Source organism: Yoonia tamlensis, from assembly GCF_900115105.1.
In the GTDB taxonomy this organism is placed as follows: Bacteria; Pseudomonadota; Alphaproteobacteria; order Rhodobacterales; family Rhodobacteraceae; genus Yoonia; species Yoonia tamlensis.
On record NZ_FOYP01000002.1, the window covers coordinates 21,249 to 35,393 of the forward strand.

The 14,145-nt window shown below is 56.2% G+C and carries 15 protein-coding genes; 12 read left to right on the forward strand and 3 right to left on the reverse strand.

The annotated features are described in order from the left end of the window. Positions 1–11: 11 nt before the first annotated feature. The gene (locus tag BM320_RS12005; RefSeq protein ID WP_090200663.1) at positions 12–314 is read left to right on the forward strand and encodes an ArsR/SmtB family transcription factor; all 303 of its coding nucleotides are present in this window, start codon (positions 12–14) and stop codon (positions 312–314) included. After that, positions 307–1,341 carry a permease gene (locus tag BM320_RS12010; RefSeq protein ID WP_090200664.1) on the forward strand — a complete coding sequence of 345 codons (1,035 nt, stop codon included), beginning with the start codon at positions 307–309 and terminating at the stop codon, positions 1,339–1,341. Before BM320_RS12005 ends, BM320_RS12010 begins: the two co-directional genes overlap by 8 nt. A gap of 18 nt (positions 1,342–1,359) precedes the next feature. Here the strand turns inward: BM320_RS12010 and BM320_RS12015 are convergent, their stop codons facing one another. Beyond that, positions 1,360–1,650, reverse strand: coding sequence for a YggT family protein (locus BM320_RS12015; RefSeq protein ID WP_090200666.1), 291 nt, complete (start codon positions 1,648–1,650; stop codon positions 1,360–1,362). Positions 1,651–1,791: 141 nt separating this feature from the next. Between BM320_RS12015 and BM320_RS12020 the strand changes: the two genes are divergently transcribed. From BM320_RS12020 to BM320_RS12050, 7 genes are all read left to right on the forward strand, one after another. Then, on the forward strand, positions 1,792–2,331 hold the full coding sequence (locus BM320_RS12020; protein WP_090200667.1) for an acyl-CoA thioesterase: 540 nt from the start codon (positions 1,792–1,794) through the stop codon (positions 2,329–2,331). A gap of 62 nt (positions 2,332–2,393) precedes the next feature. Beyond that, the gene (locus BM320_RS12025) at positions 2,394–3,767 is read left to right on the forward strand and encodes an MFS transporter (protein WP_090200669.1); all 1,374 of its coding nucleotides are present in this window, start codon (positions 2,394–2,396) and stop codon (positions 3,765–3,767) included. Continuing rightward, entirely contained in the window at positions 3,755–4,654 is a 900-nt protein-coding gene (gene mepA / locus BM320_RS12030; RefSeq protein ID WP_090200670.1) for a penicillin-insensitive murein endopeptidase, read from the forward strand. The genes BM320_RS12025 and mepA overlap by 13 nt, the downstream gene beginning before the upstream one ends. After that, a complete protein-coding gene (locus BM320_RS12035; protein WP_090200672.1) occupies positions 4,655–5,488 on the forward strand; it encodes an esterase-like activity of phytase family protein in 834 nt (277 codons plus the stop codon). It begins immediately after the preceding gene. A 90-nt stretch (positions 5,489–5,578) separates the two neighbouring features. Then, positions 5,579–6,208 (forward strand): queuosine precursor transporter, encoded by a 630-nt coding sequence (locus BM320_RS12040; protein ID WP_090201536.1) that lies wholly within the window; start codon positions 5,579–5,581, stop codon positions 6,206–6,208. 333 nt (positions 6,209–6,541) lie between these two features. Next, positions 6,542–6,958 carry an alternative ribosome rescue aminoacyl-tRNA hydrolase ArfB gene (gene arfB, locus BM320_RS12045; protein ID WP_090200674.1) on the forward strand — a complete coding sequence of 139 codons (417 nt, stop codon included), beginning with the start codon at positions 6,542–6,544 and terminating at the stop codon, positions 6,956–6,958. A gap of 547 nt (positions 6,959–7,505) precedes the next feature. Then, positions 7,506–8,597, forward strand: a complete 1,092-nt coding sequence (locus tag BM320_RS12050) for a hypothetical protein (RefSeq protein WP_090200675.1) — start codon at positions 7,506–7,508, stop codon at positions 8,595–8,597. Here the strand turns inward: BM320_RS12050 and pncB are convergent. Continuing rightward, complete coding sequence (pncB, locus tag BM320_RS12055; RefSeq protein ID WP_090200677.1) at positions 8,594–9,886, reverse strand: nicotinate phosphoribosyltransferase; 1,293 nt, start codon at positions 9,884–9,886, stop codon at positions 8,594–8,596. The genes BM320_RS12050 and pncB overlap by 4 nt on opposite strands. Before the next feature lie 103 nt (positions 9,887–9,989). Beyond that, a complete protein-coding gene (pncA, locus tag BM320_RS12060) occupies positions 9,990–10,583 on the reverse strand; it encodes a bifunctional nicotinamidase/pyrazinamidase (protein ID WP_090200678.1) in 594 nt (197 codons plus the stop codon). Positions 10,584–10,811: 228 nt separating this feature from the next. Here pncA and BM320_RS12065 point away from each other — a divergent pair, with 228 nt between their 5' ends. From BM320_RS12065 to BM320_RS12075, 3 genes are all read left to right on the forward strand, one after another. Beyond that, positions 10,812–12,056, forward strand: coding sequence for an Hsp70 family protein (locus BM320_RS12065; RefSeq protein WP_090200680.1), 1,245 nt, complete (start codon positions 10,812–10,814; stop codon positions 12,054–12,056). A gap of 26 nt (positions 12,057–12,082) precedes the next feature. After that, a complete protein-coding gene (gene trhO, locus BM320_RS12070; RefSeq protein WP_090200681.1) occupies positions 12,083–12,991 on the forward strand; it encodes an oxygen-dependent tRNA uridine(34) hydroxylase TrhO in 909 nt (302 codons plus the stop codon). A gap of 77 nt (positions 12,992–13,068) precedes the next feature. Beyond that, positions 13,069–14,145, forward strand: coding sequence for an AbrB family protein (locus tag BM320_RS12075; protein WP_090200683.1), 1,077 nt, complete (start codon positions 13,069–13,071; stop codon positions 14,143–14,145).

The window sequence follows — 14,145 nt, forward strand, 5'->3', positions numbered from 1 at the left end:
AGAGGTCCAAAATGGATAGTGTGACAGCCGCGCAGGGGTTTTCTGCGCTTGGATCCGAATCGCGGATCGCCGTGTTTCAGACGCTTGTGCGGGCTGGCAATGGCGGCTTGCCTGTCGGCGACATCCAGCAGCGCACGGGCATCCCCGCATCGACACTGGCGCATCATCTGAAATTTCTGGCAAGCGCACAGCTGATTGTGCAGGAAAAACAGGGGCGCACGGTGATCAACCGCGCCAATTTCGACCATCTTCAAACCCTTGCAGACTTCATCCTCGAAGAATGCTGCTCAGAGGCAGGCCCAAACCATGACTGAACTGAATGCGACACATACGCCACGCATTGGCGATTACCTCAAGCGGCTGAAATCGCCGTGGACATTGACCCTCATGATCCCTGTGATCGTCGCGATCCTTGATCAGCCGAACGCCGTGCCCGTTGTCACCTTTGCGGTCCGCGCATTGCTGGGCACCCTGCCCTATATCGTTTTTGCGGTGATCATGATTGCGGGGCTAAAGGCGGCGGGTGCAGAATCTGTCATCGCGGGCATCTTTAAAGGCCGTGAAGTCAGGATGATCGTCCTTGCAGCCCTATTCGGCGGGCTGGCCCCGTTTTGTTCCTGCGAGGTCATTCCGTTTATCGCCGGTCTGCTTGCGCTTGGCACCCCGCTCGCGCCCGTGATGGCGTTCTGGCTGGCGTCACCCCTGATTGACCCGCCCACATTATTAATTGCCGCAGGCACATTGGGCTGGCCCTTTGCCATCGGCAAGGCGGTCGCCGCCGTCGGGTTGGGCCTGATGGGTGGGTTTGCGATCATGGCGTTGCAGTCACGCGGGCTTTTTACGTCGCCTTTGCGGGTCCAGCCTGCAAAACGCTGTGGCTGCGGGCCTGATCCGATGAATGGCAAACCCGCTTGGGCGTTTTGGCATGATGCGGCCCGTGTGGACACGTTCAAACATGAATTTGCCCAGAACGCGCTGTTCTTGCTGAAATGGCTGGCCTTTGCCTATGCGCTTGAGGCGCTGCTGGTCACATATGTGCCTGCCGCGCTGATTGCGGGGCTTGTCGGCGGCGAAGGCATTGTTCCCATCGCGACAGCTGCCGTTGTTGGTGTGCCTGCATATCTGAACGGGTTTGTCGCACCGGCGCTGATCGCTGGCCTGATGGAGCAAGGCATGAGCAGCGGGGCCGCAATGGCGTTTGTCATTGGCGGCGGAGTCACATCTATCCCCGCAATGGCGGCTGTCTGGTCGCTGGTCAAACGTCAGGTCTTTGTCGCCTATATCGGGCTGGGTATGGCGGGCGCAGTCCTGTCAGGGATCGTGTTTCAGCTGGTGGCCTAAGCCACCAGCTGAAACACGTCAGTGTGCAAGCGCAATCGCGTTATTATACAGGAAAATGCGCAGAATTTCGAGCCCGACAAGAACCACGATAGGCGACAGATCAACGCCCCCCAGATCAGGCATAAAGCGACGGACCCGGCTGTAAAGCGGCTCTAGGATCCGCTGCAAACCGTACCAGATCTGCGCGACAAACTCTTGCCGGACATTCAGCACGTCAAACCGGATCAGCCAGCTCATGATGAAATGGGCAATGACAAAAAACCGGACCACGCCGATCAGCAAAAGCAGGACTTGGATAATTGACAGCATTATGTAGTGAACCCTTTGATTTGTTTGCACTGAATTAAGCGCTCGCGGCCTTTCCTACAAGCCCGTGCTTTCCGTTGCGTCAAAGTTGACGTTAGCGTCAATTCGGATCATCCCTAACGGGAAACAACCCAGAGGCCCCCGATGTACCCTGTTGTGCGTGTCATCAAAGAACTGATTGTCAACAAACGGCGTCCCAAGCTGCACCCGCTGGATACGCATGTGTCCTATCACCGCTGCTGGCCCCAAGACATTGATACCTATCTTGAAATGAATAACGGGCGCATCCTGACCATCATGGATTTGGGGCGCACGGGGCTGGCCCAGCGCGTGGGGCTGATTGATCTTTTGAAACGCAAACGCTGGGGCCTGACGATGGCGGGCGTTTCTGTACGTTATCGCCGCCGTATCCGGCCTTTCGCCAAATTTCGGGTAATCAGTAAAACGGCGGGCTGGGACCACCGGTTTGTCTATCTCGACCAGTCGATCTGGATCGGCGACACCTGCGCCGCCCAAGCGATGTACCGTTCGGCGCTTACCAGCAAAGACGGGATTGTTGCACCGGACGAGGCCTTTGCCGCGCTTGGATATGACGGTGCTTCGCCCGCATTGCCTGACTGGATCAAGAACTGGATCGACGCGGACGCCACGCGCCCATGGCCACCAACCGACGCCAGCACCTAAACACTTGCTTTTGGCGTGCTTAACAGTGTCTTATCCCCGCAAAGAACACGCAGGGGCAAAACATGGCAGTCGCAAAGAAACGCATCTGGGGATGGATGGCCTTTGATTGGGCATCGCAACCGTTTTATACGCTGGGGCTGACCTTTATTTTCGGCCCCTATTTTGCGGTTGTCGCAACAGAGCATTTTCTGGCGGGCGGGTTAACCGAACAAGCCGCGGACGCGCAAGCCCAATGGATTTGGTCCGCAGGTCAGACGGTTGCGGGTCTGATTATCGCGTTCTCCGCCCCATTCCTTGGCGCTTTTGCCGATAGTTCGGGCCGCAAGATGCCGTGGATCGCATTCTTTTCTGTGGTCTATGTTGTGGCGACATTCATGCTTTGGGGGCTCACGCCTGACGGCTCGTCGCTTATCCTGATGCTGGTGATTTTTTATGTCGGCTTTATCGCTGCGGAAAGCGGGCTGAACTTTGTGAACGCCATTCTGCCATCGCTGGGCGACGAAAAAGAAGTCGGCCGCATTTCAGGGTCGGGCGCCGCATTTGGCTATTGGGGCGGGGTTGTGTCGCTTTTCATTATGCTTTTGCTGCTGGCCGAGGACGCAAATGGCGTGACCTTGCTGGGCAATCCGCCGCTGTTCGGGCTTGACCCGATCATGCGTGAAGGCACCCGCGCCGTTGGTCCGTTTATCGCCATCTGGTACGTGATTTTTATTATTCCGTTCTTTCTGTATGTACGCGACGACCGCAAGGTCGCCAAAAAAACGCCCGGGCTTGGAACGGTCTGGCGCGAATTGATCGCCACATTGCGTTCGGTTTTCCATCGCAAAAGTCTGCTGAATTTCCTTGTCGGGTCGATGTTTTACCGCGACGCGCTGAATGCGCTATATGCCTTTGGCGGCGTCTACGCGGCGCTTGTTCTGGACTGGCAGACCATTCAAATCGGCGTATTTGGGATTATCGCGGCTATCGCTGCGGCTATCACCACTTGGGTGTCAGGGTTGTGCGATCAAAAATACGGCCCGAAACCGGTGATCAAGGTCGCTGTTTGGGTGCTGATCGCGGTGTCTTGCGTCATTGTCGGCATGTCGCGCGAAACCCTGTTTGGCATTCCATTGGCCGAAGGATCGTCCCTGCCCGACATCATCTTTTACGTCTGTGGCGTTTGTATCGGCGGGGCTGGCGGGGCGCTTTACAGCTCTTCGCGCTCGATGATGGTGCGCCACACCCATCCGGAACGCCCTGCCGAAGCCTTTGGCCTGTTTGCATTGACCGGCAAGGCAACAGCATTTTTGGCACCCGCGCTTATTACACTGTTCACATTCATGACCGGCAACAACCAATTGGGCTTTTTGCCGGTGATCATTCTTTTCCTTGTCGGGCTTTTCTTGCTAGGATGGGTCAACAAAGACGGAGATCGCGCAGAATGGTCCGCATAATCGCAGCAGTATGTTTCGCCCTTGGGCTTGCCGCCTGTCAGGCCGAAGAACCCACCGTAGCTGTATCAACCCAGAACGCGGGCGACACACGTGTCGCCAAGCAGCTGTTTGGTGCCGCGACCGATGGGTCACACCAACACCCCGAGGCGCACGGCGGCTATGCCCGTGGTTGTCAGGCGGGCGCCGTGCAATTGCCCGAAACCGGCCCCACATGGCAGGCGATGCGCCTGTCGCGTAATCGCAACTGGGCGCAACCCGAAACCATTGATTTTGTCCAAGACTTAAGCCGCTTTGCCGCCACGCAACCCGGTTGGGAAGGGCTTTATATTGGTGATATGAGCCAGCCACGTGGCGGACCGATGTTGACCGGGCATGCAAGCCATCAAACAGGGTTGGACGCCGATATCTGGATGCTGCCACCTGACCGGCTGAACCTGACCGCCACGGAACGTGAAAACCTGTCGTCCATTTCGATGCGTCGCAGTGCAGGCGCCTATACCAACGATAGCTGGACGCCCCAGCACGAGGCGATCTTGCGCGCCGCGGCCTCTGACCCGCGGGTCGCACGCATCTTTGTTTTTCCTGGCGCAAAAGTTGCCATGTGCAACAGTGCGACGGGCGACCGCAGCTGGCTAAGCAAAATTCGCCCTTGGTGGGGGCATCACTACCATTTCCACGTGCGGCTGAACTGCCCTGAAGGCGATGCAAACTGCACCGATCAGGCCCCGCCGCCTGCCGGTGACGGCTGTGCCGACGCGGACCGTTGGGTGAACGATATCCTGAACCCGCCGCCGCCCGACCCCAACGCGCCACCACCAACACCGCGCGCGGAACTGACGATGGCAAACCTGCCGGGGCAATGTCTTGGCGTGCTGAACGCCGAATAAATGCGGATGATCTTGGCCCTTGTGGTCTGGGCATTGGCCGTGCCTGCACGGGCCGAGACCACATTTATCGGCAGCTACATTTGGGCGTCGGATGATGCGCGGATCGGCGGGCTATCGGGAATCGCGGTTGCGCAAGACGGGCAGGCTTTCACCGCCGTCAGCGACCGCAGTTTCTTTGTCACCGGACAGTTCGCGCGCACTGACGGGATTATCAGCGCCATCACCGATATACAGGTCATCCCGATCACCGGCACCGGCGCGCAGGGCGATAGCGAAGGCATTGCGATTGCCAGCACGGGCGATGTCTTTATCTCGTTCGAAGGGGTGCACGGGCTGCGCCATTTTGCAACACTGGACACGCAATCAACTGCATTGCCAGCCGCACCCGCGTTTGCCACGATGCAACGCAATTCATCATTAGAGGCGCTGGCAATCGACGCAAACGGCGTGCTTTACACGCTGCCGGAACGGTCGGGGCGGGCCACGCGGCCGTTTCCTGTTTACCGCTATGCAAACGGGGTCTGGGACCAGCCTTTCACAATTCCACGGCGCGGTGCGTTCTTGGTTGCGGGCGCAGATATCGGGCCGGATGCCCTTCTTTATGTTCTTGAACGGGACTTTACAGGGTTCGGGTTTCGCAGCCGCGTCAGGCGCTTTGATTTGCAAGGGCAGCGCGAAGAAACGCTGCTGGAAACCGGCACATTCACCCATGACAATCTTGAAGGGATCAGCGTTTGGAATGATGGCGTTGGGTTGCGGATCACGCTTGTATCCGACGACAATTTTCGCCGTTTCCAGCGCACCGAAATTGTCGAATACCGGATCAGCGATTGACATAGGCAGCGCATGCGCGCTAATCCGCGCCGTCCCGTGGATGATCCGCGCGGGCCAAGTGCCGCACCCTTGTCAAAACGGAAAACCAATATGACACGCATCCTTCCCGGCGTTATCGCCATGGCCATTATCGTTGTGGCCTCTAACATCCTTGTCCAATTCCTGATCCTTGATGGTCTCCTTACCTGGGGGGCGTTCACCTATCCGCTCGCCTTTCTTGTTACCGATATCATGAACCGCGTTTACGGCGTTTCTGCCGCGCGCCGCGTTGTATTTGTCGGGCTTGTGGTCGGGATCATCTGTTCGCTGATCGGGTCACAAATCATGACCGAATACGGGCCCGCCGTCGCCTTGCGCATTGCCATCGGATCCGCCACCGCGTTTCTTGTTGCGCAATTGCTTGATATTGCCGTGTTCAACCGGCTGCGCGCCGGATCATGGTGGAAGGCCCCCTTGGGCAGCACATTGGTCAGCTCGACCGTTGATACGGTCATCTTCTTTTCGATCGCTTTTGCGGCAGCTTTTAACGGGTTCAGCGCGATGGCGGCGGACCAGATCAGCTGGGCGCAGGACGCCGTGCCATTTTTGAACGCAGGCCCGTTGGTGCCACTTTGGATATCGCTGGCCGTGGCCGATTGGGGGGTGAAACTGACCATCGCGCTGCTCGCTTTGGTGCCGTTTCGCATTATTGTTGGGCGGATCACACGGGCAGACACATAATCGCGAGGTCGGGGACATTTTTACTTGAAATATACCAAATCTATGCGAACCTACTTTCAGGCGAAATTTTTGAAAGGAGGTGATCCAGTGCATCATGAGGTATTGGAGAAGTGTGTCGGGACAACTTGTGGGGGTCGCAACTAGGGCAGCCCCTAGCTGAGAAAACCACAAGGTGGTGATCCTAACCGACCCACCTCCGAAATTCAGAGAAGGGCTATCCCGTCGCCGGGGTAGCCCTTTTTCGTCGTAATTTGCGGGTGTTTGCGTGCAAATTCTTTATGTTAGCGATAGTTGCAAGTGCAGGAGCCTCCGGCGGGAGTATTTTAGGGCAAGATGATGCGGGTGAATGATCAGATCGAGATTGCGGATTGGGAGCTGACCGAGAGCTTTACCCGCGCGTCCGGCCCCGGCGGGCAGAACGTGAACAAGGTGTCGACGGCGGTGGAATTGCGGTTCGAGGCCGCGCGATCCCCCAACCTGCCCGACCCCGTGAAAACCCGGCTGCGGCGGCTGGCGGGGCAACGCTGGACGAAAGACGGGGCGATTGTGATCTTTGTGCAAGAAACCCGCAGCCAAGCCCGCAACCGCGAAATCGCACGGGACCGTCTGGCGGAACTGATCCTATCAGCCACCGTCGTACAAAAACGCAGACGGGCAACAAAGCCGACCTACGGGTCAGTGAAACGCAGGCTCGAGGGGAAAAAAGCGCGTGGAGAGGTGAAGGCGTTGCGGGGGAAGGTTGAGGAGTGAGTGACAGTCACTTATCCAATTCTTTACATTCTTACGCTTAGTATCTATTTTAAACAGTACAAGTCGGGAAGCGTCCCGGCTTTTGCGACTCTAAAGGAGACCACGTTGTGAATATTGCACTTGAACTAACACAGGTAACTTTAGGCATTTTTTGCGGGATTGCGGCAGTAGCCTTTTTTTGGGTAACCGTGAGGACCGTACTTCATGGCCGGTCAGCATATGAAGCAAACAGATCAGCTTACTATCCGGGCATTAAGCGAGCTTTCCTAGGAATCTTACGTGAACCGTCGAGCATGATCGACAGACGTACCAGCGAAGGTCTAGCTATTGGGCTCAAGTCCCGTAAATTGATTGCTCAACAGAGGCTTAGCTCAGAAGCGCTTGATGATGTAATGGGACGTAGAGTCTAGTCTGTATGAGGTTTTGTGGTTGGGTTCCGACGGTAACAGGTCATCTATCTTTTAATACTATTGGTAGTTCAAGTTATCCAACCCAAAGCATCGTAGTACGTTCGAATTTAGAGTCTTGCTTCTGTCAGACAAGAGATTTGCTTGACGTACTTGTGCCATACACCCGACATTCCGAACTCGGGGCTTACTTTCGTGAAAAGATTGCGAATTACCTAGTAGGGGTTAGCGGCAAGTTTACCTTTTTAGCTTCCACTAAAATAGAATGTGACGGAGAGGTACTAAGCGGTACGGTTTATGTACTCTCCTATACCAGCAGCCGATCCGAAATAAAAAACATACGTAAGTACCTACAAAATACTGAAACAGACAGTTTTGGGACAACAATCAATAGCCTGCATGAGCTTGCCGACGAACATTGTCTAGCACGCGCAACATTCAAGCTTTCACGTTCAGGTAAAATTGAAATAGACTGCGAACAGAGGCCCGTAGGTGTTGACGACGCCAGCGGAACTATTGTCAGGTTGCTAGCAAATCAGGTTTTCTATTTTCTAAAAGACATGGCGCATACCCACCAGCATCATGATCCGTCACACGACGCAATTACCGAACTAACCGAACACATGAGTGATACCTCTATAGAATGGGCACAACGTACTCAGCAGTCCTTGTATCGCGCGGTAATTCGTTACAAACGGTTTAGAAATGAGAAGGCACTCTTTAGAGCCTCAGGCATTCTAGCTTATGCGCGGTCGTTTGAAAAAAGCCACGCTGAAGACATTCGCAAAGCAGGTCAGAAAGAATTCAACCGAGACGAACTCAATGCGTCTCTAGAAGTTTCGCGCGCCGAGATTAAGCACTTCGACCAAAAAAAGCTTTCCAGAACCGAGTCCATACGAAATTCATTTTTTGCGCTATTTGGCTTTATAATATCAGTAACATTCTTAGCAAGAATGGACCCAGAATTCACTGTCGCTATTCACCCAGGAATCATCTGGGCAACGACCCAAATTGCTGAGAAACCGCTACATACTGTTGCGATGGTTATATTAATTTCATCTGTGTATTCATTCGCTGTTCATAAAAATGACCCGGCAGAGTTTGAATTGACTCGTACTGCAATGAGGTTGCTCCAAGGATTCCGGCTGCGTTGGAGTGTGTTATTCAACTTATTAGCGACGGCGTTTTTTAGTTGGCTTTGCTACCTCCTTCTAATTTCAGCTTTCTTCTAAACCACCACCTCAACACCTTCCTGCTCGCCTACCTCGAACACACGCTTATACCTTGCGATTTCCTCGGATGGTCCCATCGCCTTATTCGGATTATCCGAGAGTTTTACGGTGGGGCGGCCGTTGGCTTTGATGGCTTTGCAGACAAGGCTGAACGGGGCGAGCGCGTCGCCTGTCGTCAGTCCTTTGAAATCATTGGTCATCATCGTGCCCCAGCCGAAGGACACGCGCACGCGCCCCTTAAATTGCCGTTGCAGTTCGATGATTTTATCAACGTCGAGCCCGTCCGAGAAGATCACCAGCTTTTTCGTCGGGTCTTCGCCGCGTGATTTCCACCAGTTGATCGCGTTTTCGGCGCCTGTTGCGGGGTCGCCGCTGTCGATCCGCATGCCTGTCCAATCGGCCAGCCAATCAGGCGCGCGGTCAAGGAAACCTTTGGTCCCAAACGTATCTGGCAGGATGATTTTAAGGTTGCCGTCGTGTTCGTCTTGCCAATCCGACAGCACATCATAAGGCGATTGCAGCAGGGCCGCGTCGCTGTCGGCAAGGGCGGCGTAGACCATGGGCAATTCGTGGGCGTTGGTGCCGATTGCCTCGATCTCGCGCATCATCGCGATCCGGCAGTTGGATGTGCCGGTAAAGCTGTTGCCTAGCCCTTCCATCATCGCCTGCACGCACCAATCCTGCCAGAGGTATGAATGGCGGCGGCGGGTGCCAAAATCAGCGAGTTTGAGCCCCTCAATGGGCCGTAATTGCTCGACTTTTTCCCACAGTTTGGTCATGCCCCGCGCGTAAAGCACCTGCAATTCAAACCGGCCCATGTCGCGCAGCACCGCCCGCGACCGTAGTTCCATGATCGTGGCGAGCGCGGGAATTTCCCAGAGCATGACCTCGGGCCATGAGCCTTCGAATGTGAGTTCAAATTGCCCGTCGACCTTTTCAAGGTGATAGGGCGGCAGTTGCAGGTTCTCGAACCATTCCATGAAATCGGGCCGGAACATTTGTCGCTTACCGTAGAAGGTATTGCCGCGCAGCCATGTGGATTCGCCACGGGTCAGGCGGAGCGAGCGGATGTTATCCAGTTGTTCGCGCAATTCGCCTTCGTCGATCAATTCCGCCAAGCGGATCGATTTGGAACGGTTGATCAATGAGAACGTGACTTGGGTGTTCGGGTGGTTGCGAAACACCGATTGGCACATCAGCAGCTTGTAGAAATCCGTATCGATGAGCGACCGCACGATGGGGTCGATCTTCCATTTGTGGTTCCAGACACGTGTTGCGATATCAACCATTTGGTCGTCCTCCCGTTAGCGGTGTTAGACCAATTGCAGCCCAGCGTGGCAAGGGGCTGCAAAGCGGCGCGCCGCGGCTTTTTGCATTTAGTTTTGCTGGCAATTACGCCAACGTCACACCTGCCGCAGTCATGGCCTGCGTTGCAGAGGCAAGCGAGCCGTCAAAATCGATCGCGCGGCACAGATCCACCTGCACGGTTACATCAAACCCCAGTTTGGCGGCATCTACTGCCGAATAGTGCACACAAAAATCCGTAGCCAACCCGACAAGTGTTAGCTTGGAAATCTGTCTGGTGCGCAGATACCCTTTCAATCCGGTCGGTGTCTTTTGGTCGTTTTCAAAGAAGGCTGAATAGCTGTCGATTGCGGGGTTATAGCCTTTGCGAATGATAAGGTCGGCGCGGTCAACGGCAAGACCTGCATGGAACTGGGCGCCATCGGTGCCTTGAACACAGTGATCAGGCCAAAGAACCTGCGGTCCGTAGGGCATTTGGGTGAGGGTCATCGGGGCCGCATCGTGGCTGCTCGCAAAGGACGAATGCCCTGCGGGGTGCCAGTCCTGGGTCAGGACGACGGCGTCAAAATCATCCATCGCATCGTTAATTCCTGCAACGATCTGGTCACCGCCCGCAACGGCAAGCGCCCCGCCGGGGCAAAAATCATTCTGAACGTCGATGACGATAAGCGCGTGGGTCATTCTTTGGTCTCCTGTTTTGCTGCCAGACTAGCAATGAATGCGAGGTGCTGCGAGCAGGATTGCGTATTTTTCGTGGCAAATGCCGATCCGGCGGATGCAGGCTTTTGACAAAAGCCTGCATGCAAACCCTCCTGTGGATTTGACCCAATTCTTTGGACAAGAATTGGTCGGTTGACGCATCCCGTGCTGTCGCTTACATGCGCGGTCTTCTGGATAAGAGGCTTTGTTATGGCAGTATTGGGGATCGACTTTGGAACGTCAAATACCGCTGCGGGCGTTCTTGCCGGCAGCCGGCCGTTCCTGATTGAAGTTGAACCGGGGCGCAAGACACTGCCAACATCGGTGTTTTTTGATTTTGACCGCAAGGTGACGACCTACGGATCAATTGCCAATGCGGCCCTGATCGACGGGCGCGAGGGGCGGTTTATGCGTGCGCTCAAATCAGTCTTGGGCACCCCGTTGATGCACGAAAAACGGCAGGTCGCCTATGAACGCCTGACATTGATCGAGGTCGTCGCGCGGTTCTTGCGGATGATCCGCGAACGCGCCGAAGCCGCAACCGGCCAGACCTATGATATTGCCCTTTCCGGTCGCCCCGTGCGGTTTCATTCAACCGATGATGCGCGCAATGCCCAAGCCGAAATTGACCTGCGCGCAGCCTATTTGATGGCCGGGTTCAAGGACGTGCATTTCATGTATGAACCAGAGGCCGCCGCGCTGGCAAGCGGGCCGCTGGATACGGGCGAGCTTGGGCTGATCGTTGATATCGGCGGCGGGACATCTGATTTTTCGCTGTTTGAGCGCGATGGCGACGCCACCCGCATTATCGCGAGCCACGGTGTGCGCGTCGGCGGCACCGACTTCGACCGCGCCATCAGTATTGATCAGGTCATGCCGCTGCTCGGTCGCGGCTCTGAGGTGCGCAACGCCATCGGCACGGGGCGCCACACCGCCCCAAACGCGATTTTCAATGACCTTGCGACATGGCAGAAAATCCCGTTCACCTATACGCCCGAAAACAAACGCATGGCGGCAGATTTCGCGAAACTTGGCGTTGATCCGGCGCTGTTTGGCCGGTTGCAAGCGGTGCTGGATATGGAATTGGGGCATGACATTGCCTTTGCGGTCGAGGCCGGAAAAATCCACATAAACAAGCCCGATGTCGCCGAGACCGGAGTCGATTTGCGCGTGGTCGCGCGCGATCTTTGGGCGCGGTTTGACAAGGTGCAGCTGGGTCACATTCTGGCACCGCATGCGGCCGAAATCAGCACATGTGCGGCCGACACTTTACGCATGGCCGATGTGACCCCCGACAAGATCGGCAAGATCGTTTTTGTGGGTGGCTCAAGCCTGCTGCATGTCGTCGAAAACGCCATGACCACGCTATTTCCGCAGGCCGCGCTTGAACGCAGCGATGCCTTTACCGCCGTTGCGGACGGTCTGGCGATTGCGGCATCTCGTCGCTTGCCCTGACAAATCAACAGGCGTATTTGACCCCCATGTATACCGTAGCTGCACTCTATCACTTCACCCGATTCGATGACCCCGCTGCGTTGCGCGGGCCGCTTTTGGATCTGTGCAAATCCCAAGGGGTGAGCGGGACGCTCTTGCTGGCCAAAGAAGGCATCAACGGCACCATCGCAGGCAGCCGCGCCGGGATTGACGCGGTGATCGCGCATATCAAATCCCTGCCGGGTTGCGCCGATTTCATCTGGAAAGAAAGCACCGCAACCGTGCCGCCATTCCACCGGATGAAGGTGCGGCTAAAGCGCGAAATCGTCACCATGGGCCAGCCCGATGTGGACCCGATCGCCAATGGCACCGGCCATTATGTCGAACCCGCCGAATGGAACGCATTGATCAAGGCGCCCGATGTCGCCGTAATCGACACGCGCAATGATTATGAAGTCGCGATTGGCACCTTTGACGGCGCGATTGACCCGATGACAAAGACATTCGGCGAATTCCCCGCGTGGTGGGAAGAGAACAAGCACCGCTTTCACAACAAGCGGATTGCGATGTTTTGCACCGGTGGCATCCGCTGCGAAAAGTCGACAAATTTCCTAATGGGCCAAGGGGTTGAGGATGTTTACCACCTGAAGGGTGGTATCCTGAAATACCTTGAAGAAGTCCCGCAGGAAGAAAGCACCTGGGACGGTGAATGCTTTGTCTTTGACGCGCGCGTCAGCGTGGGCCACGGCCTTAAAGAAGGGCCGCATCTGCTGTGCTATGCATGCCGCCGCCCGATCCTGCCCGAAGATCGCAACCGCCCCGAATTCGAAGAAGGTGTCGCCTGCCATCAATGTGCGCACGAAACATCCGCCGACGACAAGGACCGTTTCCGTGAACGTCAAAAGCAGATCGCATTGGCCAAAAAACGCGGGACGCATCACATCGGCGGTCTCTGACAGGTTTTGCGACGCCGTTGACCTAGGCCGCTGATCGCCTTACGCCGGATGTGCAGACTACCGGAGTGATTGCGCAAATGCCCCTTGCCGACCGATCCAGAACGCAATTGCGCGCGCAGGGCTTGGCTGTCTTTATCGGGATTATCGGCGGGATATGCGCCTATCTGGCGGGGCTCCCTCTACCATGGATGCTTGGCCCGATGATGGTGACCACCGTTGCCGCCATGCTGCATGTACCGGTCCAGGCACCGATCCGTTTAAGGCCCATTGCGATTCCTGTCATTGGCGTGCTGCTGGGGTCCAGCGTGACAGCGGAAATCTTTGGCTTGCTCCAGCAATGGATCTTCACGTTGATTGCTTTGCCTGTCTATCTCGCGGTTGCGTCGGTGGTGTCATTTGCGGTTTATCGCCGGCTTGGCCGTTATGACCGGATTACCGCGTTTTATGCGGCAATGCCCGGCGGGCTGAATGAAATGTTGCTGCTTGGCGGACAGGCGGGCGGTGATGAACGGCGCATCGCGCTGGCTCATGCGGCGCGTGTTCTTTTGGTGATTGTCTTTGTTGCCTTGTTCTTCGGGCTTGTGCTTGGGGTAACAAGCGGCACGCGCGGCGCAACCCGCTGGGTGCCACTCAACGCATTGGTCTGGACAGATTACGCAATGCTGGCAGGCTGCGCAGTTTTGGGCAATTGGTCGGGAACGCGGCTGGGGATACCCGCCGCGCCCGTGTTCGGCCCAATGATCCTGAGCGCGGCAGCCCATATCGCGGGTTTGGTCACGGTTTCACCGCCAACGCTGTTTATCATCGCAGCACAGATCACAATGGGCACAATCATCGGCAGCCGGTTCGCAGGTGCAACCTTCGCCCAAGTCGGGCGCGATATCTTGCTGGCCGCAACCGCAAGCGGATGCATGTTGATCGTCGCCACCGTCTTTGCACTGACGATAGGTTGGGCAAGCGGCATCCCCATCAGCCAGGCGTTCCTTGCCTTTTCACCCGGCGGGCTGACAGAAATGGCGCTGCTTACGCTCGCGCTTGACCAAGACGTCACCTATGTCTCGGTGATGCATATCTTGCGGATCACCTGCATCATCGGCGTGGCGCCTGCGGTCTTTGGGCTATGGGTGGCACGATCCGACAAACCACCGTTATAG

Coding starts and splice junctions, on each gene's coding strand:
- pncB (WP_090200677.1), bottom strand. CDS start 9,886: ATGGTTGATATCGCAACACGTGTCTGGAACCACAAATGGAAGATCGAC.
- BM320_RS12010 (WP_090200664.1), top strand. CDS start 307: ATGACTGAACTGAATGCGACACATACGCCACGCATTGGCGATTACCTC.
- BM320_RS12035 (WP_090200672.1), top strand. CDS start 4,655: ATGCGGATGATCTTGGCCCTTGTGGTCTGGGCATTGGCCGTGCCTGCA.
- mepA (WP_090200670.1), top strand. CDS start 3,755: ATGGTCCGCATAATCGCAGCAGTATGTTTCGCCCTTGGGCTTGCCGCC.
- BM320_RS12025 (WP_090200669.1), top strand. CDS start 2,394: ATGGCAGTCGCAAAGAAACGCATCTGGGGATGGATGGCCTTTGATTGG.
- BM320_RS12020 (WP_090200667.1), top strand. CDS start 1,792: ATGTACCCTGTTGTGCGTGTCATCAAAGAACTGATTGTCAACAAACGG.
- BM320_RS12040 (WP_090201536.1), top strand. CDS start 5,579: ATGACACGCATCCTTCCCGGCGTTATCGCCATGGCCATTATCGTTGTG.
- trhO (WP_090200681.1), top strand. CDS start 12,083: ATGTATACCGTAGCTGCACTCTATCACTTCACCCGATTCGATGACCCC.
- BM320_RS12005 (WP_090200663.1), top strand. CDS start 12: ATGGATAGTGTGACAGCCGCGCAGGGGTTTTCTGCGCTTGGATCCGAA.
- arfB (WP_090200674.1), top strand. CDS start 6,542: ATGATGCGGGTGAATGATCAGATCGAGATTGCGGATTGGGAGCTGACC.
- BM320_RS12075 (WP_090200683.1), top strand. CDS start 13,069: ATGCCCCTTGCCGACCGATCCAGAACGCAATTGCGCGCGCAGGGCTTG.
- BM320_RS12065 (WP_090200680.1), top strand. CDS start 10,812: ATGGCAGTATTGGGGATCGACTTTGGAACGTCAAATACCGCTGCGGGC.
- pncA (WP_090200678.1), bottom strand. CDS start 10,583: ATGACCCACGCGCTTATCGTCATCGACGTTCAGAATGATTTTTGCCCC.
- BM320_RS12015 (WP_090200666.1), bottom strand. CDS start 1,650: ATGCTGTCAATTATCCAAGTCCTGCTTTTGCTGATCGGCGTGGTCCGG.